Origin of the sequence: Sphingobacterium multivorum (assembly GCF_900457465.1) — a bacterium.
In the GTDB taxonomy this organism is placed as follows: Bacteria; Bacteroidota; Bacteroidia; order Sphingobacteriales; family Sphingobacteriaceae; genus Sphingobacterium; species Sphingobacterium multivorum.
In genome coordinates this window covers 656,599-680,070 of the sequence record NZ_UAUU01000009.1, presented here as the reverse complement: position 1 = coordinate 680,070, position 23,472 = coordinate 656,599, and the positions used below count along the sequence as shown (strand labels likewise).

Genomic DNA, 23,472 nt, shown 5'->3' with positions numbered 1-23,472 from the left:
TTCTTTTGTAAAGATTTAGAGCACTAGACTATTAATATGATGGAATAATTTTCATTAGCAAAATAAGAAGTTGTTCCGGTCTGGGCCATATTGTTTCAATATTAAACTTGGGCAATAGTTTTGGTGTCAAAGATTTAACAATTATAGAAATATAAAAATACATATTATGAGAGGCTTTATGCTTTTGTTGTTTAGTATGCTGATGGGATGGACTGTTTATGGCCAGACGAAGAGCGTACAGGGAATCTTGAAAGATGACAAGAATCGAATTGTTGCCGGGGCGACGGTTAAGCTGACGTCAAAGTTGGATTCTATGACTACAGGATCCAATATGGCGGGGATTTTTATCTTTGATAAGATCAAATCCGATACCTTTAAAATTACCGTTTCAAACTTAGGCTTCGAGCGCTTTGAAAAGGAATTTAGTATTCCTAAAGGCGAGTCAAAATATATAATTCCAAGTTTAACTTTACAACAGAATTCACAGATGCTGCAGGAAGTTGTGGTTGATGGAGTCCCTACTGTCGTTGTTAAAAGTGATACCCTGGAATATACCATGAAAGATCTAAAGCTCCGCGATGGCGCCGTTGCGGAAGACGCGTTGAAAAAGTTACAGGGAGTCGAAGTGGATAAAGATGGTAACGTTACAGCACAAGGTGAATCCGTAAAGCGGGTTCGTATTAATGGTAAGGACTTTTTTGGTGGAGATGTAAAGACAGCTACCCAAAATTTACCTGCAAATATTATCCAAAAGATGCAGGTCATCGATGATTATGGTGATATGGCCAATGTCACTGGCAATAAAAACGGTGATTCGGAAAAGGTGTTGAATATTCAGATAGATCCCAAATACAATACTGGGCATATGACTACCCTACGGGCTGGCGTGGGAACAGAAGATCGCTATCAGGCTACCGGTATGTGGATGGGGATGCGTGAAGGTGAACAAATTTCGGTGCTGGGGAATTTGAACAATACCAATGCCCCCTTATTCGATTTTAGTACTGTAGGTGGTGGCGCCCGCCGTGGCCAGGGTGGTGGCGGCCGCCGAGGTGGTGGTATGTTTGGTGGCTCGGACGGTTTGACAAAAATTGGTTCCATAGGACTGAATTACCGCAAAGACTTTAATGATAAACTGACTGTTTACGGTAGCTATAGTTTTAGCCATAGCAACAATACAACACTATCCCAACGTTTTCAGGAAAATACACTGCCTAATATAATGCAGACGGACAGTGTGACATCCAATTCGAACACGGTTGGTGATAGCCATCGTTTCGAAGCAAATGTCGAATGGAAGCCTACAACGAAAGATTATATCAAAATATCGCCTCAGTTTGGCTACGACAAGAGCGATGCAACGACAGGTACGAATTCGCTCACGTATCGTAGTAGTGTATTTAATAATTCTCAGGCGCAAGATATTGTTGCCAATTCCACTGCACCGAGATTTGGGATTAGCGGTTTATACAATCATAAATTTAATGATAAAGGAAGGAATGTTTTTGTAAACATGAACTTCAATAATGCAAAAACAACGAAAGATCAGAATGCCATTCTAGATAGGTTGTTGGCGGATCCCAACAATGCAAATGCTCCATTAGACTCGATCTATGAAAAGACGATTCTGGAAGCTAATAATAAAAGTTGGAATGGAGGGGCCTCGGTGAATTATACTGAGCCTGTTTCCGAGAAAGGAAAAGTAGAGTTTACCTATGATTTCAACAAAAATAAGTATGATAATTCGAACAAACAACAAGGATTTGACCGCGATGGAAACCTTATAGCAGAAGACCCGAAGTTGAATTTTGATTACAATTACGATTATTCCTTCACAACACATAAAATAGGGGCGAACTATTTGTATAGTGGCGATAAAATAACCTATTCCATTGGAGCAGCAGCTCAACCTTCCCAATTAAGAGGAGATGCGATCAGTTCAGGCTTAGTCGTTCCAATTCATCGCAACAATATGAACTGGATGCCTATTGCACGTTTTGAGTATAAATTTTCGAGACAGTCCAATATCTCTGTCAATTATTCGGGAACACCGAATGAGCCTTCAGTAACGCAGATCTTGCCCTTTGATATGAGTACAAATCGGACCAGTATCGTAATCGGTAACGCCAATCTGAATCCGGAATTTAGCCATCAATTGAATGTGCGGTTCCGTAAAAATGATTTTCAAAAAGGAAATAACTTCTTTGCGTTCGTTAATGCCGGTTTGACTAACAACAAGATTGTGAGCTTGAGCAAAAGCTATTTTGATGATTTAATGGACTATCAAACTGGACAAACAAATTCTACGTTAGTATCCGAAACTCGCTACTTGAATGAAACAAGCGATAAACCATTTAATGTGAGTTCTTTTTATCATTACGGAAAGTCATTGAAAGAAAAAACATATAATATTATGTTAATGGGCGGGGTGTCCTACAACAAAAATATTGGATATGTTTCTACGGAGAAAGATGATAACATCGGTCAAAAGAACGTTGCCCGGAATATTGTTTTAAATCAAGGTTTGATGTTTAGATACAACCCTTCGGAGAATTTGGAAATCAATCCGGGAGTACGCTACCAATTTAATCATACGGAGAATTCATTGACAAATCGTACGACGAATGTTTCTTCTTGGACACCCACATTGATTGGCTCTGTTAACATCACAAAAACTACAATTTTCGGAGCGGATCTATCGAAGCAATTCAATAGTGGTTATGGAGCCGGTATCAATGCAAACCCGTTTGTCATCAATACGTACCTTGAGCAGAAGTTCTTGAGTCAACAACGTGGTACAGTACGTTTACAAGCATTTGACTTATTGAATCAGCAAACGAATGTTTCCCGGACAGTGAGCGAATCTATGATTACAGATAGCCGTACCAACCGTTTGGGACGATATTTTATGATTTTGTTTACTTACAAGTTCCAAAAATTCGCTATGGGGAACCCTGAAGGCGAGAACAGATTCCCAGGCGGAATGAGACCACCGCGTATGTAATTTGAATAATCTTATTGCTATAGGATATAAAAACGGTCATAGTGATTTCGCTATGACCGTTTTGCGTTTAAAAATGCCTAGTTTTGTGATCACTTCATGTGCCCTATGATTTGAAGATTGAGCAAAGTGGCGAAAGAATGTACGATTGTATATTTTTTTGGAGGAGATAGTCAAGGCTAACGGGCACACAAAATAGATAGACTAAAGAAGTTACAGCTAGTTTATACTGCATGGAATACGAAATTATTAGACTTTCAAACGGAATACGCGTAGTATTTCAATATCAGAATTTACCGGTTACACATGTCTGCATGGTCATCAATGCGGGGTCTCGTGATGAGTCTGCTGGAAAATATGGTGTAGCCCATTTTATTGAGCATCTTTTATTCAAACGAACAGAAAGACGCTCGACACAACAGATTATAAATCATTTGGAATCCGTTGGCGGAGATTTGAATGCTTATACAACGAAGGAATATACCTGTGTACATGCCTCTATTCTTCAGCCTTATTTAAGTCGTGCCTTAGATCTTTTTGAAGATATCTTTTTTCATTCCACTTTTCCCGATATAGAATTGGATAAAGAAAAATCTGTCATTGTAGATGAAATGGCGTCTTACCTGGATAGCCCAGAAGAGTCTATTGTAGACGATTTTGAGGATCTGGTTTTTCAGGGGTCGGGTTTAGGACACAATATTTTGGGACTGGAAGATCAGCTTCTCGCACTACAAAAGGGCGATATCGTCGACTTTATGCAGGCAAACTATGATACAAATGAAATGGTTATTGGTATCACAGGTAATTATACGCTAAAAGAAGTTGAGCGATTGTTGCACAAGATCTTTGGTGGTGTTCCAGCAAATACAATTATGCGGATGAGAAACGATGTCAATCCAATTATTGAACAGCATCTTGCAGTTGCAAAACCAATTAATCAGGTTCATTACATGCTTGGATCTTTGGCTTACGGTTATCGTGATGAGCGTAAGACAGGGCTGTTGCTTTTGAACAATATGCTTGGCGGCATGGGAATGGGTTCTATTCTGAATCTTTCTATTCGGGAGAAATATGGAATAGCCTATACCATTGAATCTAATTATACTATTTTTTCGGATACAGGGTTATTTAGTATTTACCTCGGTACCGATGAAGAAAAAGTTGAAAAAGCTAAAAAACTCGTCTTTAAAGAACTAGCGAAGCTAACCGAGCAACCGCTATCCGAAACTGCAGTAAAAAAGGCGAAGCAGAAATTTATTGGTCAGATTGCTTTGACCGAAGAGAACCGTATGAGTATGATTATCTCTGCCGCGAAAAACGTGATGGACTATGATCGTGTCATCTTATTGGACGAAGTAATTGAAAAAATTCAGGACTTGACTAATACAGGGCTGCTGGAAATAGCGCAAGATGTATTTGACCCGAAGAAGATGTTGTCGCTAAGTTTTGTTCCCGAAGACTGAATTTAAGGATCGATAGATCCTTCTGAGGAAATGAACAATATGAGATCGAACGGCCGAAGATGGGAATATAGCTGGCTGAAATGAATTTATATTGCATATAAAAAGCAATTTATCTAAGTTTGCGCTTACGGGAATTCGTTCTCATCAACCATTGACTGCAGAAAGCAGATTCAATACCTATTGTAGCAGACAAATAAACGAATAAAAAATATAAGGGATGAAAACAGCATATGTATTTCCTGGTCAAGGGGCCCAATTTGTTGGAATGGGGCAAGACCTGTATAATTTAAATGATGAAACGAAAGCTTTGTTCGAACAGGCTAACGATATTTTAGGATTTCGCATCACGGATGTCATGTTTTCCGGTACAGACGAGGAGTTGAAACAAACCAACGTAACCCAACCGGCTATTTTCTTGCATTCGGTCATTTTGGCAAAAGCATTGGGAGAGTCTTTTCAACCGGACATGGTTGCAGGTCACTCATTGGGTGAGTTTTCGGCTTTGGTAGCAGCGGGCGCACTGAGCTTTGAAGATGGCTTGAAATTGGTTGCACAACGCGCCAACGCGATGCAAAAAGCATGTGAGCTTCAGCCTTCAACGATGGCTGCGATATTAGGTCTGGAAGATGCTATAGTGGAAGAGATCTGTGCTAAAGTTGATGACGTAGTGGTGGCAGCGAATTATAACTGTCCCGGACAATTGGTGATTTCGGGATCTATTGAAGGTGTGGACAAAGCTTGTGCTTTGCTGACCGAGGCCGGTGCTAAGAGAGCATTAAAATTAAACGTGGGTGGAGCATTTCACTCACCATTGATGGAATCTGCCAAAGTCGAATTGCAAGCGGCTATCGAAGCTGTAAACATTTTGTCGCCTCGCTGTCCGATTTATCAAAATATAGATGCCAAACCACAGACAGATCCAGCGGTTATCAAGGAAAATCTTATTGCGCAATTAACTGGCGCTGTACGGTGGACGCAGACAGTACAAAATATGTTGGCCGATGGTGCAACAGCTTTTGTAGAAGTAGGTCCAGGAAATGTATTGCAGGGATTGGTTAAGAAGGTTGACCGTCAGGTGCAGACTTCTGCGGCTTCAGTGACCGCGTAACAAAATATTCAGTATAAAAAAAGGAATTATTTTGCTGTGCCCTCAAAAAGTGTCCAACTTTTTGAGGGCATTTTTTATGAACGAAAAATCGGAATCACATCAAGAATTACCTGTCCATCCCTGAAAAATGTTTACAAAAGGTCTAATACGGTTCTTACTTTACCTCAAGAATTAACCTGTAAAAATGGATAAGACATAGCGATCAGTTTCGGAGATTACTCGGTGCTTCTTCGGTGCTTCTTCGGTGCTCGTTCGGTACTTCTTCGGTTGCAAGCGAAGAAACACCGAACGAGCTCCGATCGATATCCGTTTTTTAACCGAGAGAATGCAGAATCAACTAGGAGCGTAAAAACTATTTGTCCTTAAACATACTATAGTGATCTTTCATGACCTGCAGCACGAAGTCGTTGGGAGTCATTTTTTCAGGATGTTTGACTTCCATAACCGCTTCAAGACGCTGTACCAAAGCTGTTAAAATTCCTACATCTCTTCTGTCAAAAGCTGTTTGATAGATCTCTTTGACCGAATTGGCATCCTTGTCGCTCAATTTGATAACCTGCGGAAATAAAATTGGATGATTGTCAAAAGTCTCTTCGTAGATTGTGTCGCTCAATTTTAAAGTAGGTTTGAGGCTTATAACCGAAGTTTCCGCGGCAATATCTCCAATGCGTTGTCCATTTTTGGATAAAACGATCGAAGTAATGGCGACACCGCCCATCGTCATCCAAATATCTACGATAGATAGGCTCCATCTGGACAAGTATTGATAAAAGTTGGCCCGCGAACCGTCAAGTTTAACGACCTTTATTTTCATGATCTTCTTGCCTACTGTCTGACCGCCAAAGGCAGTTTCGGTAATCAATGTATAAAAAAACGCGGGCAACGTCAATGCCATCATAATACCATAAAAGAGATAAGGATCTCCGCTGGTGCTATTTATACTGTCCAATAGGAAAAAGCAAAAGAAATAATAACAGACTATAATAAAATAATCTATTGCAAAAGCGATCATTCTTGAACCAAGACTGGCAAGATTATATTCGATTTTTACATTTTGTGCTGTATTGATCTCAAGCTTATTCATATGTAAATTATTTGAATTTAATAGCAATATAGCATATCTGGGTCATTTTAGCTCCAATTTGTGCTTTTCAATGATGGATATTTCCTATATTTGGTTGAGCCAGTTAAAAAAATTAATGAGAGAAGCATCCTTTGTAGAACGAAATAAAGAAAAATGGACGTTAATTGAAAATAATTTATCAATTAATATGCCGGTTGATCCAGATGAACTGGCCTCAAATTACATTGAGCTCACTAATGATCTGGCTTATGCACAAACTTTTTATCCTGAAAGTAAGGTAAAGGCTTACCTGAATGAACTGGCAGTGACCGTGCATCAGAAAATCTATAAAGATCAGAAAGCGTCCAATAATAAGTTTAAATCTTTTATCAATGAAGAGATACCGCAGGCGATCTGGTCAATCCGTAGACCTTTGTTGTACTCCTTCTTAATTTTTGTTTTGGCTTCAGTCATTGGTTTTGTATCGTCTGTATACGATATGGATTTTATTCGGCTTATTTTAGGTGACTACTATGTCGATTCGACGATAGAAAGTATAAAAGCAGGAGATCCTGCTGCAGTATATGGGAAGGGGAGCAACTTTGGATCAGCGATTTGGATTACGATTAATAATGTGCGGGTTGCTTTTATGGCCTTTGCTGCCGGACTATTTTTCAGTGTAGGGACAGGTTATGTGCTGTTTAGCAATGGTATTATGCTTGGTGCATTTCACCATATGTTTTTCCAGTATGGCGTTATGGGGAAAGCCATGTCGGCGATTTGGATTCATGGCACTATTGAGATTTCGGTAATTATTGTGGCAGGAGGATGCGGATTGGCCATCGGTAATAGCATTCTATTTCCCAAATCGTTTACACGTTTGACATCGTTTGTCCGTACAGCAAAGATTGCAATGAAAGTTCTCGTCAGCACGATTCCTTTTTTTATTATAGCCGGAACATTGGAAGGTTTTGTAACACGGTATTATAATATGTCAATTTGGTTATGTTTAATAATTATCGTTTTATCCGTACTGGCTATCCTTTATTTTTATGTTATTAATCCTTATCGACTAGCAAAACGATTTCAATGGAAATAGATTTTGAGTTTCAAAAAGAACGGAAGGTGGGGGACTTTATCCAAAGTTTCATAGATCTTTTTAAATTGATCTATAAGCACTTTGTTTCTACTATTTTTGGTTTATCTGCTCTGCCACTGGCGGGGATTGCCTTGGTTTATTATTTTCTGTCTACAAAAATCACATTCTCTGCCAACAGTGATTCTTTTGAGGATATCGATGCTTTTACGTGGGCTGGATTACTCATTCTGGCGCTGATAGCTTTGGGGCTGTACGTTTATGGTATTTCTATCGAATATTTTGTACTGCTCAAAGAACGCAAAAGTACGGCATTTTCGGGAGCGGAGGTGCTGAAGAATTTCAGATCAAACCTCGGGAAATACTTTATGTTTTTGATTGCCATGATATTGGCGTTAATTGTTGTCTTTATTCCCCTGGCCATCGTCGCTGCAATTTGTGCTTTTATCCCTTTCGTCGGAAGTTTTGCGATCGGTATTTTGGGGTCTATGGTTGGCATTTGGTTATTTTGCTCATTTTTATTTTATCGGGAAGGTTATTCGGATTTAGGGAGCTGTTTTACAGATGCCTATGTCATGCTGAGCAAAAAATTGATTCAATATGGTATTGCCACCTATATCGTGAATTTTATTTTTCAAATGGCGGTCATGATGATTTCCATTGTGCCATTGATTATCATGGGGCTTTTATCATTCAACTTCTTAGGTATAGATACCGCCTTTTTTGATTCATCCTGGGGAAAACTGTTGATGACATTGGGAGGCTTATTTATCACGTTATTCACCCTCTTTCTGTATATGTCTGGAGTTTTGGCCAATGGTATTATTTATGAAACGGCCAAGGACCTCAAATTTGGGGAACGTATTTATGGCATGATCGAAAAGATAGGAGGAAAAGATGAATAAACTCTTGTCTTTTTTCTGCATTGCCTGTTTGTCGATTATGTATGCCTGTGATCCCAAACCAAGAAATACAGAATCCAACAGCGATAGGATTGATTCACTTCATGTGCAAATAGATTCGACCTTAGTGGTAGCCGATTCTGTCGCTATTGACTCAATAGCCGTAAAGGCTCCTAATGGCCAGCAGGAAAAAGATGAAATTGACCTGTGGGATCCAACATTATTTGATTCAATCCCAAAATATACCGAAGAACGTTCGTTTAAAATGGATCCTTATCAGGATATCATCAAAAGATACGAGACGGACGATTTTGTTTATTCAGAAAATATTAAAGATCGCGTAGGCGTATTACAGCGCATCCTTGCGCGGCTCGCGGAGTGGATTGGAAGTATCATGCCAGATAATCCCTATAAATTTCGGGAAGAGTTTGGTTATGTATTTGCCTTTTTAGCTGTTATTGCATTAGCGTTTATCCTTTATAAAGTGCTCTACAACAGAAAACAATATTTTATTAAACATAGTGAAGAGGAGAGTGAACTTGACGTTTTAGCGTATGTAGAGCGAAATCTGATGAATAGCAACCTAGAACCTTATATTCAGGAGGCTATTGCCCAAAGGAATTATGCGTTGGGAATCCGATACTTACAGCTATTGAATATTCAGAAACTAGCGCAATCAGATCATATAAAATGGAAGCTGAGCAAAACAAATGCTGAATTTGCAGAAGAGATTCAAAACGAGGAGCTCCGTCGTGGATTTGCTGAATGTACAAGAATATTTGATTATGTCTGGTTCGGTCAATTTGAATTAACAGAAGACAATTTTAGTCAATATCAGCAATTGTTTCACCAATATCAAAAACAGATTAAATGAAGGGATCGGTAAAATTTGGATTGATATTATTGACTGTTGTGTTAGTGCTAATAGCTCTTATCGATGCAACAAGTAAGAAACCTATTATCTGGGATCGGACTTTTGATGCAAAGGATAAAAATCCCTTTGGAGCTTATGTATTGCGTCAAGAACTGAAGCATATCATTGATCAAAAGAATACAACGATTGAGCGACCATTGTATGAGTATCTGGATAGCACAAAGAAAACAGACGCTAACTTATTTTTTTATACGTCCTATTTTTCGTTGGGTGAAGCAGCGGAAGATAAGTTACTGGATTATGTAAACCGAGGTGGGAAAGCAATGATTGTAGCCGAGGATATTGATAATTACCTATTGGATTCCCTGGGTTTGGAAGCAGATAATTTCTATGGTTTTAAAAAAGGTGTAAATATAAAAAGTCAGTTGCGCGTGCGGTTGATGAACGATAACAATAAAATTCATTACAGTAAATCAGATCTTGGCGAAGTATTTAAAAAACTTCCTAAAAATGCGACTATTTTGGGCTCGATCACCTATAAGGAATTTGGGCTACCGAACTTCATCGCGGTTCAATTTGGTAAAGGAACGTTCTATCTTCACCTGACCCCTGATTTATTTGGGAACTATTACTTGCTGAATTCCGCCTCGCAATATGCCTATGTTGCTAAGTCGTTATCTTATCTAAATGATAAGCCGATCGCTTGGTATGATTTTAAAGCGAATATGGAGCAATATCGGACACCTTTGCGTGTATTGCTTATGAATGATGGTCTTCGGCAAGCCTGGTATGTTTTGTTAGCGGGGCTAGTCCTTTTGCTTGTGTTTAGAAGTAGACGTGAGCAGCGGGCTGTGGCGGTAGTGAGTCCGGAACCAAATCTCTCGAAGGAGTTCTGTGGAACCATCGCTACTTTATATTATGAAAATGGTGCACCAGGTAATATGGTCGCAAAAAAAATAGATTACTTCCTGCACGATCTTCGGATGCGCTTTCATTTGGACACGCTGATGTTGCGGGAAGAAGAGTTCATTGAGGAACTGGCAGAGCGGTCTGGGGTTTCGCTCGCAGAGACACAGTCTTTAATCAGGCTGATTGTTCGTATGCAAGATGCTAAACAACATGATGTGGCTGATCTCAAATTGATTAATGATACAATAGAAGAATTTAAACATAAAGCAAAAATGATATGAGTGACTTCGATAAATATATATCTTTTGAAAATCGAATAGATGTGTCCGTTTTATTCGATAAAATGGCGCAGGTAAAGTCGGAGGTGAAAAAAGTAATCGTTGGGCAAGATCAATTGATTGACATGCTCTTAATCTCAATTTTGGCTTCGGGGCATTCTTTGATCGAGGGCTTGCCGGGGGTGGCAAAAACATTATCCGCAAAATTGATTGCCAAAACTATTCACAGTGAATTCAAGCGGATTCAATTTACACCGGATTTAATGCCTTCGGATGTAACGGGATCGTCGATACTCGATTTGAAAAGTAATGAATTTGAATTTCGTCGGGGACCTATTTTTGCAAATATTGTTTTAATCGATGAAATCAATCGTGCTCCGGCAAAGACACAAGCCGCACTTTTTGAAAGTATGGCGGAGCAACAAGTGTCGGTCGATGGAACGACCTATCGATTGCCAGGACCGTTTATTGTTTTTGCGACACAAAACCCCATCGAACACGAAGGTACTTATCGATTGCCGGAAGCTCAGCTCGATCGTTTCTTGTTTAAGATCAATGTGAATTATCCTGAACTTGAACAGGAACTGGAAATATTAAAGGAGCACCATGCCCAAAAAGCAGAGAATAAAGAGGATCAGGTTCAGGCTGTCGTTTCGGCCGCAGAAATTTTAGAATTCCAGAAATTGATCAAATCTATCTTTGTTCACGAAGAGTTGTTAACTTACATTGCTCAAGTTATTATAAAGACACGAACGAATCCAAGTTTGACCCTTGGGGCATCACCGCGGGCTTCTATTGCTTTGTTGGAATCAGCAAAGGCTTCAGCTGCCTTGACAGGCCGAGACTTTGTTACTCCTGAGGATATTCGGAGGGTGGCATCTGTCGTACTGGGCCACCGTGTTATGTTGACTCCAGAAAGGGAAATGGAAGGATTTACCACCGCTTATGTCATCGACCAAATCATTAATTCTGTAGAAATTCCAAGATAATGAAGAAATTAAGGCAGCTTTTTCTAACAAATCAATTCTTCTACACCCTATTAGGTGTAGCAACACTCTTTACATTTTCTTTTTTCGTTAAAGGATTGTTGATTGTGGCTTGGATTGTTTTTTGGATCTGGTTGGCTGTTTTGGCTTTTGATTTTATTGTCTTATTTTCAGGAAAGGGGCGAATTGAGGTCACAAGGGTATATCCTGAAAAATTATCCAATGGCGATGAAAACCCGATGCGTCTGATTGTGAATTCTTTTTACCCGTTTGGGACAAAAGTTGATATTTTGGAGGAGTTTCCGGTACAGCTTCAAATTCGGGATAAAGATTTTGCGACAAGTTTGCTGGCCTTTCAGCGCTCGGAAATTTCGTTTTCCCTGCGACCCACACAAAGGGGTGTTTATCAGTTTGGTCGTTGTATGGCTTTGGTTCAGCGTTTTGGATTTTTCAAAAGAAGGTTTGTTACCAATCAAGAACAGGAAATACCCTGTTATCCGTCCTATATTCAACTCCGAAAATACCAGCTTTTGGCAACAAGTAACCGATTGAATGAACTGGGGATCAAGCGTATTCGACGGATTGGTTCGGCTATGGAATTTGACCATGTTAGAGAATATGTGCAGGGGGATGACTATAGACACATGAACTGGAAGGCATCTGCAAAAGTAAAGAAGCTGATGGTCAACCAGTACGAAGAGGAGAAGTCTCAACCAATTTATTCTTTTATTGATCTAGGTCGGGCAATGCGTATGCCATTCAACGGTCTTACCTTATTGGACTACTCGATCAATGCTGCGCTGGTCCTTTCCAATGCGACCATCTTAAAGCAGGACCGAGCCGGATTATTAACCTTTTCAAAGGATATCAATGCATTTATAGCCGCTGAGAAGAGGAATAATCAAATGCACAAGATTTCGGAGGCACTATACCAGGTGTCGACCAAATTTGAGGAGTCGGAATTTGGAAGATTATATAGTTATGCCAATGCACATATTAATAAACGTTCGCTGATTTTTGTCTATACAAATTTTGAGACCTTAGATTCCTTAAGACGTCAGCTAAATTACCTGTCGATGTTAAATAGAAGCCACATTATAGTCGTTGTTGTTTTTAAAAACGTAGAAATAGAGGATTTAGCGAAGAGTACGCCGAAAAAGACAATAGATATTTACAACCAGGTCATTGCTGAAAAGTTTATCTATGAGAAACAACTTATCGTACAGGAACTGATTCGCAATGGGTTTCAGACAATCTATACAGCACCGGAAAACCTGACCATTAACTCCATCAACAAATATTTGGAAATTAAGGCACGTGGCCTTATTTAATGATGGAGGTATCTTTGACCATTACTTTTGTCCACAAATGCTGATATTTTTCGATCGCTTTTAAATGAATCGGATGTGTCTCGTACGTTGTAATATCTTTAAGGTTTTTGAAAGTGACAATCAATGTATAGTCAAAGCTGTTGTCTACGACAGGTCTCGGGTTTGTCTGCGCCGGAACTCCATAATTGAGCGTTTTGATGATGTCGATTTTTCGAAGGTCCTCAAAAAATCCAACAAAATTCTTTTTTTCTTTTTCACTGAGATCTTTTTTTAGCCAAAAATTGACAACGTGTACAATGGTGCTGGACTCGATAGCCTCATCCGATTGAACTGTATTTGCCCATGTGGGAGCAGTTACGAGCACCATGGGTGCTAGAAGAAAGTTGCGTCTTTTCATGATTGAAACGGTTTAGAAGCTTTAAGATACAAAACCTTCGTGAATTCACCAATACCAATGACGCTCATCGTGAGAAAAGGTTTTTTGTGTTTAATGAAAAATAGGCGTTTTTAACAAACAAAAAAAGGAAGACATCATGTCTTCCTTTTATCTTTTTATGGAGGGTAGGTTCTTACAAACCAAACTCTTCTTTCACTTTATCGATATAATCCAGTTTTTCCCAAGTAAAAAGTTCAACCTCAATTTGCTTTTTCTCGCCAGTTGAGCTCTCGAATTCCTTGGTTACTTTTTTTGGTGTTCTTCCCATGTGTCCATAGGCAGCCGTTTCTGAATAAATTGGATTTCTCAGACCCAAACGCGTTTCAATTCCGTAGGGAGTCATATCAAACAAATGAGCAATTTTTTCAGCAATCTGACCATCGGTCAAATTTACTTTGCTCGTTCCATAGGTATTTACATAGATTCCCATCGGATCTTTTACACCAATTGCATAGGAAATCTGTACGAGAATTTCATCTGCAACACCTGCTGCCACTAAGTTTTTGGCAATATGGCGCGTTGCGTATGCAGCAGAACGGTCTACCTTAGATGGATCTTTTCCTGAGAAAGCCCCTCCACCATGTGCACCTCGGCCGCCGTAGGTATCGACAATGATCTTGCGACCGGTAAGTCCTGTATCTCCGTGAGGTCCACCGATAACAAATTTTCCAGTTGGATTGATATGAAACTTAATTTCATCGTTAAATAACAACTGAAGTTCTGGTTTCAATTGTGCTTTAACACGAGGAATCAAGATCGTTTTGATGTCATGTGTAATTTTATCCAACATAACTTGTTCCGTATCGAAGTCGTCATGTTGTGTGGAGATTACGATTGCTTCGATTCTTTTTGGTTTGTGATCGTCACTATACTCAAGGGTAACCTGAGATTTTGCGTCCGGGCGCAAATACTTGATTTCGTTATTTTCGCGACGTAGCTCGGCCAATTCATAAAGTAAGCGATGCGATAGGTCCAATGCCAGAGGCATAAAATTCTCAGTTTCGTTGTTTGCATAACCGAACATGATACCTTGGTCGCCCGCACCTTGTTCTTGCCTTGTCTTGCGGTCTACGCCCTGGTTGATATCAGCAGACTGCTCGTGAATCGCCGAAAGAACGCCACAGGAATTTGCCTCGAACATGTATTCAGACTTGGTGTAGCCAATCTTTTGGATCACCGAACGGGCTATTTTCTGAACATCGAGGTATATGTTTGATTTAACTTCCCCGGCAAGGACAACCTGTCCTGTGGTTACTAGTGTTTCAATAGCGACGCGAGAATCCTCGTCCCATGCTAAAAAATTGTCTATTAATGCATCTGAAATTTGATCCGCAATTTTGTCTGGATGCCCTTCAGAAACAGATTCTGACGTAAATAAATAAGCCATGCTTTACGTAATTTTTAATATTGGATTTGCGCTAGAATGAAATAACAGCAAAGTGATAAGAGCCGTGATAGCGAAGGGTTTTTAGCACTTTTTTACTGTGGTTGCAATCTCCTTGTCGTTGCCTTGTAACGCAACAGCACGCAAATCAGTCCACATTCTATTTTTTGTGCGACAAAGCTACAATACTTTGAGGATTATTTAAAATCAAATTTATATTTTAACTTTTAAAAGCATAGGGAAGTGCGTTAATTAGTATAAAGATTACATTATTTTAAGAAATTGGTAATTTCCGCTATCTTTGGATATGTCAGAACGTAAACAAATACTGTTTGTTATTAATCCTATTTCAGGGGGGAAAAATAAAACTTCTTTTAAAAAACAAGTGCTGGATGTGCTTGATCTGCAGAAGTTTGATCCTACTTTTCAGCAGACCGCGAGACCGAACCATGCTTACGAAATTGGGCTGAAAGCGGTCAAAGAAGGCTATGATGCAGTTATCGCGGTCGGTGGTGATGGGACGATCAATGAACTGGGCTCCGCTTTGGTAGGATCTGGAATTCCATTGGGGATTATTCCTGAAGGTTCTGGTAACGGCCTGGCGCTTTACTTGGGGGTTCCAATGAATGAAGCTGCTGCTATCCGTCGGATTAATCGTTTTGAATCGATAGAGGTGGATTGTGGTGTAATTAATGATAGACGATTTTTTAATATCGCGGGTTTAGGTTTTGATGCCTCTGTAAGTGAAAATTTTGCGAATGAAAATATTCGCGGACCTTTGGGCTATATGAAGTCCGTTTTTAATGTGCTCAGCAAGTATCAGCCGGCACATTACAAATTGACGATTGATGGAAAGGTATACGAAAGGCAAGCGTTTATGATCAGCGTAGCGAACTCTCCCCAATATGGAAATAATGCCTATATCGCACCACAGGCTTCGGTTAACGATGGCATTTTAGATGTCTGTATCGTGCACAAATTTCCGCTTTACATTTTGCCAAAGATGATTTTCCATCTTTTTAATAAATCGGCAGATCAATCCAGTTATGTCGAGATCATTCCTGGAAAGAACATACAGATCGAGATTGATAAGGTGTCACCGGTTCATGTGGATGGGGAGCCGATCGAACTTGGCGATAAATTGGATATTTCCATTATGCCAAAAGCGTTAAAGATAATTTGTTAAGATCATGAGTAAAAATAAGAAACAGTCCTATGAGGGCGTTGTATATTCAACAGACGACAGCTTCAGCTATCAGCTGGCTGATTTTTTTCAGGAAGCAGATACGTTACCTGTAAATCAGCAAAACTTAAAAGTGCAGCTTGACCGGAAAATGCGGAAGGGGAAAGTTGTTACGTTGGTTACGGGGTTTGTTGGAAAAGCGGAAGACTTGGAGAATTTAGGTAAATTGTTGAAAACGAAGTGCGGAGTGGGTGGAACAGTGAAGGATGGGGAGGTCATCATTCAGGGAGAGTTTAAACAAAAGATCTATGATTTGTTACTTAAAGAGGGGTATCGCGTAAAATTAGTTGGTGGTTAAACAAGTATATCAGGGATAATAGTGGTAAATCTAATGAATTGTCTATTAGGCAAGTATGCTTTGAGTGTAGGATGCCTAGTTGTTCAGAAACATGAGTAATCACTTACTTTTTGTCGTTTAAAATCCTTGATTTTTTTGCATATCAAAAAAAAAATGGCTTTCATTGTAAAATAATTATTGCGAATAAGCGATTTAGCATAGAGTAATAATGATTATATAACGGGAACTGCTGAGAAAAATAACACTGATTAATGGTGTGTTCAGTTTGAAAAAACAAATTTGATTTTTTTTATATATTTGAGATGAATATTTTAAATTTGACATTAAATATTAAATTTGCTTTGCAAAATTGGTTTCAAAAGCGAATAAGAGTGCATATAATTTAAACAACATTATATATTTAAACAACAGTAAAAAACTAAAAATTAGAAAAATGGCAAACGCACCTAAAACTGCTGCAAAACAAGAGAGCAACAACGGAGGATCTTTCTTTGCTCAAGCTGCAATCATCATCTGTTTCATCGTGGGTTTCTGTGTATGGAAATTTGTGATGGGCAATCCAACTAACTTCGTTGACAACAATCCTGAAAATGCTCCAAATCCAGGTAACTACTTAGGAATGGTTTACCATGCTGGGGCTATCGTACCTGTTTTGCTTGGTTTATTCTTGATGGTATGGGTTTTCTCAGTAGAACGTTTTATCGTTATTAACAAAGCTTCTGGTAATGGTAACGTAGGAAACTTCGTTCGTAAAATTCAAACGTTGATTAATGGTGGAAACATCGATTCAGCTATCGCTGAGTGTGACAAACAAAAAGGTTCAGTAGCAAATGTTGTAAAAGCTGGTTTATTGAAATACAAATCAGTATCTGCAGATCCTGAAGTAAACACCGAAAAAGCTGCTATTGCAATTCAAAAAGAAATCGAAGAAACTACAGCATTAGAAATGCCAATGTTAGAGAAAAACTTAAACGTTATCGCTACATTAGTTTCTATCGGTACATTATGTGGTCTATTGGGTACGGTAACAGGTATGATCAAAGCCTTCTCGGCATTGGCAACAGGTGGTGCTCCAGATTCAGCTAAATTGGCAAACGGTATCTCTGAGGCCTTGATCAATACAGCAACTGGTATCGCGACTTCAACATTCGCTATCGTATTGTATAACATCTTTACTGCAAAAATCGATAAATTAACTTACTCTATCGACGAAGCTGGTTTCTCAATCGTACAAACATACGCTGCAAACCACAAATAAGAACTATGATGAAAGTTTTTGATTTTATTTTATGGAAATCAAAAATCAAAAGCATCATAGGATAGAAGATTGAGTTTTTAATTTAAAAAGAAGAATTTAAAATGGGTAAAGCAAAAGTAAAAAGAGCCAGTACGTCGATCGACATGACAGCGATGTGTGACGTATCGTTCTTACTGCTTACGTTCTTCGTCTTAACGGCGACTGCGCGCCAACCGGAAGCATTGACGGTGGATACCCCAGCATCGACTACAAAAGATAAGTTACCTGATTCAAATGTAGGTATGATCACAATAGGCGATCAAGGTAAAGTTTTCTTCGGTACGACTGATCAACAGGTTCGCGTAAAAGCACTAGAAAGAATGTCAGCAAAATATGGCGTTGGCTTTTCACAAGAAGATTATGATCGTTTCAAATTGATGGAAAACTTTGGTGTACCAATGTCTAAATTGAAAGGATTATTAGCTCTGGATGGAAGTAAGCGTACGGAAAAAGGTGTGCAAACTGGTATCCCGGTTGATAGTACAGAGAATACTTCAAATGAGTTGTATTACTGGGTTCAAAATGCCCGTCTTGCAGCTGAGGAAGTAAATAAAGAAAAGGAAGCATCTGATAAAAACTTCGTGCATCCAGGACCTTTAAAGATGGCTATCAAAGCAGATGCGAATGAAAAATATCCTTCGGTTAATTTAGTTATTGAAACGTTGCGCAATCAAAAGCAAAACAAATTTAGTTTCATAACAGGCATGCGTGCTGAGGAGAAATAATTGACGATTTAATAAGAACAAACAATGGCAGAATTAAATCAGGATAGTGGTAAAAAAGGCAAAGGCGGGAAAGTAAGATCCAAGAAGAATGGCGGTAAGGTCGACCTTACAGCGATGGTGGATTTGGCGTTCTTGTTGATTACCTTCTTCATGTTGACCACATCCTTAAATAAACCGCAAGCGATGGATGTGGCTATGCCAGACAAAAATAAAATTAAGGAGCAACAAAGCGATGAATTGCTTACAGCAGATAATCGTTCACTTACAATTTTATTGGGTTCTGACAATAAAGTCTCTTGGGTATATGGTCAAGTTGCTCGTCCGATCGAAGGTCCTACTGTTGCTGGTTACGGTGCGGATGGGATTCGTAAGGTTTTGATGGAGAAAAAGGCATATGTACCTCGCGTTTCAGGCGGTAAAGACATGATCGTAATCATAAGACCGAGTGATAAATGTACACAACGTAATCTTGTTGACATTCTTGACGAGATGAAAATTGTAGACGTAAAACGCTATATGATCGGAAAGATTACTCCAGAGGAAGTGGACGTGTTAAAACGTGACAATATCTATAATGATTAGTTATTAGATTGACACAAAAAACTAAAATAATATGATAGGGTCAAAATTAGATATTTTTAAGAAAGAATGGCTTGACGTCGTTTTTCAAGGCCGCAATAAGGAGTACGGAGCTTATGAGCTTCGTAAGCTAGCGCCTAAAGCGACTAACAGGGGACTTCTTGTCGTTATCGGCATTGTAGTCATAGCCAGTTTCCTTAGTGTTTATGGAAGTAAGCTGTTCCCGAAGAAAGCCGTTGAGGCTCCTCCTGCAGTAACTGAAGTTACTTTGGAAGACCTTGAAGAAATTAAACCACCAGAGCCTGAAGAAGAGGAGCCGCTTCCGCAAGAACCGGAAGAAAAACCTCAACAAGTGGCTATGGATGTACCGAAAGAAGATTTGGTTCGTTTCCCTGAACCTAAAGTAGCTCCTGCAAACAAAGTTGTGGAAGAAGTTGCTTCTCAGGAAGAGTTGAAAGACCCAAATAAAACTCCAGCGCGTATTACTTTGAAAGGTAGCCCGACTGGTACTTCTGTTGCACGTGGTGAATTTGGTTCGAAGAAACAAGATGGCGCAATCACTGGTGCTGCAAAAGGCGATCCAAATGGTAATGGAGATGAAATTCTTCCATTTAATGCCATCGAGGTTCAGCCAATGCCTGTAGGCGGTATGCAAGCATTTATGTCTTGGGTAGGTTCAAACTACGAGTATCCAGCTGCGGCAACTGAAAATGGTGTAAATGGTGTCGTTGAGGTATCTTTCGTTGTAGAAAAAGATGGTAGCTTAACAGACATCAATATCAAACGCGATTTGAAATATGGTACTGGTGATGCAGCCGTAAGGTTGCTTAAGAAAGCGAAGAAATGGAAACCTGGTATTCAAAATGGTCGTCCAGTTCGTGTAGCGTACACTTTACCAATTCGATTGAACCTTCAAAATTAGAATGACAAATTTTAATTCGAATAATAGTTCAAATTATAGACAGAAATCGCCTCTGAAGCGGTTTCTGTCTATTTTGGGACTATTTATGTTTGGCTTTTATTTTGTTTTGGGCCTTTTGATTATATTCTGGGACAATTTTCCCATTGAGATTAATCCAACCTACAAAACAATCTTTGGTGTCGTATTGATCCTGTATTCTTTTATGCGATTTGTGCGGCTTTGGCAAAATAATTTTTAATTAACTGCCCTCTTCTTTTTGGCTAAAACCAATTCTCTCTTCAAAAATTAAACTATTTTTTAATTAAACTGTCTTATTTTATGATGTATCATATGAGAAAATATAAAATGATTCTTGTGATGCTTGGCATCTGTATGGGCATTTTTGTTTCCTGCGAAAATAAAACAAAGCAAACGAAAGAGAGCGATGATATTCTAACGGGTAAGCTACCCGTTATTGTGGATCAAACTTTGTTGCCTATTATCCAAGAATCTGCGGATGTGTTTGAGAGTTCTTATCCAAATTCGAGTTTGGAGCTTATTGCTCGTCCTGAAATTAAAGCGGTGAATGCATTGCTTGGCGATTCGGCCTATGTGGTTGTGTTGACGCGCAAGCTGACAAATGAGGAAGATAGCTACTTTAAAAAGCGAGGTATTCAACCTAAAATATTCCAAATGGCGTCGGATGCCGTTGTATTGATCAATAATCGTAACAGTGCTGATACTATAATGCCTCAAAAAGACGTTAAGTCTTTGTTGGAAGGTAACTTAGCAGGACAACGACTGATCTTTGACAACGCCAATTCAAGCACACTGCGCTATTTGAAAGATTATTTTAAATTGAACAAAATCGATCCGAAAGCTGTTTCTGCTTTGAAAGATAGTGAGGATGTGATGAAATATGTGAGCGAGAATGCGAATACAGTAGGCGTTATTGGTTATAATTGGTATTTAAAAGCTGTAGAAAAAAATTCGAATTTATTGGATAAAATTCGTACATTGAGCATCGAAAGTGTTGGTAAGGAGGGCGAAAAGGTCAGTTTTTATAGACCATCCCAATCTACTATCGCCGACGGCTTATATCCTTTTGTAAGACCTGTCTACATTATGAACTATCAGCCGAATATGGGCTTAGGTTTGGGCTTCAGTGCCTTTTTGACGGGAGATCGTGGACAACGTATTGTATTGAAAGCTGGATTGGTTCCTGCTACAATGCCTGGACGAGAGATTATTATTAGAGATGAAAGTTATATTAAATAGATAATAAATAGTACAAAAATAGATTATGACAAACAGTAAATTATTATTTAGTCTTTTATTGGCGGGATCTGTGGGCACAGTAAGTGCACAAAGTTTGAAAGATGCTAGAGCAGCCATCGAGGCTGAAAATTATGGTAAAGCGAAAACTATCCTTCAACAGTTAGTGACTAAGCAACCTAAGAATGGAGATAATTATTTCTATTTGGGTCAAATTTATTTGGTAAACGACAGAGCGGATTCTGCCGCTGCGATTTTCAACCAAGGTTTGGCTGCTGATCCAAAGGCTACAATCAACAATGTAGGTTTGGGCTATGTTGACTTAATGAAAAAGGATAAAGCGAGCGCTGAATCTAAATTCGCTTTGGCAACCGCAAAATTAGGTAAAAAAGATTATGAACCATTATTGGAAATTGGACGTGCATATATAAAAACGCCTGAGCCCGATTATGCGAAAGCTTTGGAATACCTAACGCAAGCGAAAGAAAAAAACAAAAAAGATGTTGCAATTCCTATCGCATTAGGTGATGCATACCGTGGTTTAAAAGAAGGTTCATTAGCTTATACAAGCTATGGTGAAGCGACTGATATCGATCCAAATTCAGTACAAGCGAAAGTTGGACAGGCTGTGATCGTACGTGGCGCACAAGCTTTTGATGAGGCTATCACACAATTGGAAGCTATCGCAGCAGAAACTCCGGCATATGCACCTACTTACCGTGAGTTGGCTGAAACATATAACCAATGGTCTAGATTGCCGGGTACTTCTGACGAGAAATATGTAGAGTTAAATAAAAAAGGTGTTGAGCAATACAAAAAATACCTGGAAGTTGCGGGTGATAATTCATTGGAAGCTAAAATCCGTTATGCCGATTTCTTGGTTTACGCGCGTCAATACGACGATTTGAAGGTAGTTTCTGAGGAATTAGCTCAAAACCCGTCTGTAGATCCAAAAATCTATCGTTATTTGGGGTATATCGCCTTCCAAAAAGCTAAAGATTATCCGAAAGCATTGGAGTACTTAAACCAGATGTTTAGCAAAATGGAAAAAGATCGTGTAATTCCATTGGATTATATGTATCTAGGTATGTCTGAGATTGCAGCAAATAGCCCTAAGCCAGCGGCTGCTGGTGCAGATAGCACGGCTACTGCGGCTCCGGTATTGACAGCAGAGAATACGGCGAATATTCAAAAGGGTATTGCCGATATTAAGAAAGCAATTGATTTAGACAAAGAATTGTTGGGCGAAACAGCTGAGTTGGCATTTGCTAAATACCAAGAGCAAGAATTGCAGACAGCAGCCTCTTTATTTGAATTGGTGGCGTCTTACAAAGATAATAAAACGTATTTATACGATGCAAACTACTATGCAGGTGAAGCTTACTATCAAATCGGTGCAAAGGAAGATGCTGCTAGTAAGAATGAAGAACAAGTAGTCGTTAATCAAGAATTGAGAGATAAAGCAATTGCTGATTTGCAAAAAGCACAGACTTTCTTATCTGTTATTGAAACGACAGACAATAAAGAAGCACAAGATAAATATTTGATCAATGCGCTTTATTATAAAGCTTTTGCTGCCTTAACCGCGGACAACTTGGAGCAACCTAAAGGTGATTTCGTTGCACCATTCCAAAAATTGATCGAAACCATCAATCAACGTGGCGCACAAGAGAAGAATAAAAATTATTTGATCGATGCAAATACATATATCGGACTTTACTATTACGTGAAGCAAGATCTTCCTAAAGCGAAGGAGAGCTTCCAAAAAGTATTGGCTATAGATCCGGCAAATGAAGCTGTTAAAGGTTACTTAGAGGGCCTGAAATAAGCTTAAATAAAATCATTCTAAATTAGGCGTAGATAGTAATATCTACGCCTTTTTTGTTTTGATTTTTACCTTGAAATCTCTATATTTAGAGATAGTTACCAATATAAATTTTAATTGAGATGGAGCAAGCCAATAGTATGCCGATAGACTACTTGCCTATATTTATACAGCTTCTTGTTGCTGTTGGATTTGGAGTAGGTACCATAATTATTACACATCTTATCGGACCGAAAGTCCGCACGGAAAACAAGCTTGGAGCTTTTGAGTCGGGAATTGAAGTTGTCGGAAATGCCAGGCAGCCTTTCTCCATAAAATATTTTTTGGTCGCTATCCTGTTTGTCATATTTGATGTTGAAGTTATTTTCATGTATCCATGGGCAGTCAACTTCCGGGAAATGGGACTACAAGGCTTGATCGAGATGTTTATTTTCATGGGACTGCTCTTGTTGGGCTTTATCTATGTGATCAAGAAAAAAGCATTGAGTTGGGATTAGA

General features: G+C 39.1%; 21 protein-coding genes. 18 read left to right on the top strand and 3 right to left on the bottom strand.

The genetic code is table 11. The features are described 5' to 3' along the window. Window positions 1–166: 166 nt before the first annotated feature. The 3 genes from DTA23_RS14460 to fabD all read left to right on the top strand — a co-directional run bounded on the left by DTA23_RS14460 (window position 167) and on the right by fabD (window position 5,572). On the top strand, window positions 167–3,004 hold the full coding sequence (locus tag DTA23_RS14460; protein WP_112375116.1) for an outer membrane beta-barrel protein: 2,838 nt from the start codon (window positions 167–169) through the stop codon (window positions 3,002–3,004). Between the two features lie 230 nt (window positions 3,005–3,234). Then, window positions 3,235–4,464 (top strand): M16 family metallopeptidase, encoded by a 1,230-nt coding sequence (locus DTA23_RS14455; protein WP_070560942.1) that lies wholly within the window; start codon window positions 3,235–3,237, stop codon window positions 4,462–4,464. A 217-nt stretch (window positions 4,465–4,681) separates the two neighbouring features. Further along, window positions 4,682–5,572 carry an ACP S-malonyltransferase gene (gene fabD, locus DTA23_RS14450; protein WP_112375115.1) on the top strand — a complete coding sequence of 297 codons (891 nt, stop codon included), beginning with the start codon at window positions 4,682–4,684 and terminating at the stop codon, window positions 5,570–5,572. Between the two features lie 352 nt (window positions 5,573–5,924). On the opposite strand, the gene DTA23_RS14445 is transcribed toward fabD, so the two are convergent. Then, complete coding sequence (locus DTA23_RS14445; protein ID WP_046673057.1) at window positions 5,925–6,656, bottom strand: RDD family protein; 732 nt, start codon at window positions 6,654–6,656, stop codon at window positions 5,925–5,927. 115 nt (window positions 6,657–6,771) lie between these two features. Here DTA23_RS14445 and DTA23_RS14440 point away from each other — a divergent pair, with 115 nt between their 5' ends. Genes DTA23_RS14440 through DTA23_RS14415 form a run of 6 tightly spaced genes read left to right on the top strand, consistent with a single transcriptional unit; the run spans window position 6,772 to window position 13,011 of the window. Then, a complete protein-coding gene (locus DTA23_RS14440) occupies window positions 6,772–7,734 on the top strand; it encodes a stage II sporulation protein M (protein ID WP_070561044.1) in 963 nt (320 codons plus the stop codon). Then, window positions 7,725–8,636: an ABC transporter permease gene (locus tag DTA23_RS14435; RefSeq protein WP_112375114.1), complete on the top strand. Its 912-nt coding sequence runs from the start codon at window positions 7,725–7,727 to the stop codon at window positions 8,634–8,636. Before DTA23_RS14440 ends, DTA23_RS14435 begins: the two co-directional genes overlap by 10 nt. Continuing rightward, the gene (locus DTA23_RS14430) at window positions 8,629–9,507 is read left to right on the top strand and encodes a DUF4129 domain-containing protein (protein ID WP_112375113.1); all 879 of its coding nucleotides are present in this window, start codon (window positions 8,629–8,631) and stop codon (window positions 9,505–9,507) included. The genes DTA23_RS14435 and DTA23_RS14430 overlap by 8 nt, the downstream gene beginning before the upstream one ends. Further along, the gene (locus tag DTA23_RS14425; protein ID WP_112375112.1) at window positions 9,504–10,697 is read left to right on the top strand and encodes a DUF4350 domain-containing protein; all 1,194 of its coding nucleotides are present in this window, start codon (window positions 9,504–9,506) and stop codon (window positions 10,695–10,697) included. The genes DTA23_RS14430 and DTA23_RS14425 overlap by 4 nt, the downstream gene beginning before the upstream one ends. Then, a complete protein-coding gene (locus tag DTA23_RS14420; RefSeq protein WP_088163324.1) occupies window positions 10,694–11,683 on the top strand; it encodes an AAA family ATPase in 990 nt (329 codons plus the stop codon). The genes DTA23_RS14425 and DTA23_RS14420 overlap by 4 nt, the downstream gene beginning before the upstream one ends. Next, window positions 11,683–13,011 carry a DUF58 domain-containing protein gene (locus tag DTA23_RS14415; RefSeq protein ID WP_112375111.1) on the top strand — a complete coding sequence of 443 codons (1,329 nt, stop codon included), beginning with the start codon at window positions 11,683–11,685 and terminating at the stop codon, window positions 13,009–13,011. The genes DTA23_RS14420 and DTA23_RS14415 overlap by 1 nt, the downstream gene beginning before the upstream one ends. Here DTA23_RS14415 and DTA23_RS14410 read toward each other — a convergent pair. Together DTA23_RS14410 and metK are read right to left on the bottom strand one after the other, a co-directional pair. Then, window positions 13,004–13,408, bottom strand: a complete 405-nt coding sequence (locus tag DTA23_RS14410) for a Dabb family protein (protein ID WP_201639976.1) — start codon at window positions 13,406–13,408, stop codon at window positions 13,004–13,006. The two genes, DTA23_RS14415 and DTA23_RS14410, sit on opposite strands and share 8 nt — an antisense overlap. 172 nt (window positions 13,409–13,580) lie before the next feature. After that, window positions 13,581–14,834, bottom strand: a complete 1,254-nt coding sequence (gene metK, locus DTA23_RS14405) for a methionine adenosyltransferase (protein WP_088163322.1) — start codon at window positions 14,832–14,834, stop codon at window positions 13,581–13,583. A 304-nt stretch (window positions 14,835–15,138) separates the two neighbouring features. On the opposite strand from metK, the gene DTA23_RS14400 reads away from it, so the two are divergent. From DTA23_RS14400 to DTA23_RS14355, 9 genes are all read left to right on the top strand, one after another. Next, on the top strand, window positions 15,139–16,017 hold the full coding sequence (locus tag DTA23_RS14400; protein WP_075990318.1) for a diacylglycerol/lipid kinase family protein: 879 nt from the start codon (window positions 15,139–15,141) through the stop codon (window positions 16,015–16,017). A 4-nt stretch (window positions 16,018–16,021) separates the two neighbouring features. Then, window positions 16,022–16,372, top strand: coding sequence for a translation initiation factor (locus tag DTA23_RS14395; RefSeq protein WP_075990317.1), 351 nt, complete (start codon window positions 16,022–16,024; stop codon window positions 16,370–16,372). 433 nt (window positions 16,373–16,805) lie between these two features. Further along, window positions 16,806–17,630 (top strand): MotA/TolQ/ExbB proton channel family protein, encoded by an 825-nt coding sequence (locus DTA23_RS14390; protein ID WP_075990316.1) that lies wholly within the window; start codon window positions 16,806–16,808, stop codon window positions 17,628–17,630. 101 nt (window positions 17,631–17,731) lie between these two features. Further along, on the top strand, window positions 17,732–18,394 hold the full coding sequence (locus DTA23_RS14385) for an ExbD/TolR family protein (RefSeq protein ID WP_112375110.1): 663 nt from the start codon (window positions 17,732–17,734) through the stop codon (window positions 18,392–18,394). A 24-nt stretch (window positions 18,395–18,418) separates the two neighbouring features. After that, entirely contained in the window at window positions 18,419–18,976 is a 558-nt protein-coding gene (locus DTA23_RS14380; protein WP_075990314.1) for an ExbD/TolR family protein, read from the top strand. A gap of 31 nt (window positions 18,977–19,007) precedes the next feature. Beyond that, entirely contained in the window at window positions 19,008–19,895 is an 888-nt protein-coding gene (locus DTA23_RS14375; RefSeq protein ID WP_088163319.1) for an energy transducer TonB, read from the top strand. A gap of 330 nt (window positions 19,896–20,225) precedes the next feature. Next, window positions 20,226–21,152: a PstS family phosphate ABC transporter substrate-binding protein gene (locus DTA23_RS14365; RefSeq protein ID WP_172462423.1), complete on the top strand. Its 927-nt coding sequence runs from the start codon at window positions 20,226–20,228 to the stop codon at window positions 21,150–21,152. 25 nt (window positions 21,153–21,177) lie between these two features. Next, complete coding sequence (locus DTA23_RS14360; protein WP_112375108.1) at window positions 21,178–22,977, top strand: tetratricopeptide repeat protein; 1,800 nt, start codon at window positions 21,178–21,180, stop codon at window positions 22,975–22,977. A 119-nt stretch (window positions 22,978–23,096) separates the two neighbouring features. Continuing rightward, the gene (locus DTA23_RS14355) at window positions 23,097–23,471 is read left to right on the top strand and encodes an NADH-quinone oxidoreductase subunit A (RefSeq protein WP_088163316.1); all 375 of its coding nucleotides are present in this window, start codon (window positions 23,097–23,099) and stop codon (window positions 23,469–23,471) included. Window position 23,472: the final 1 nt, after the last annotated feature.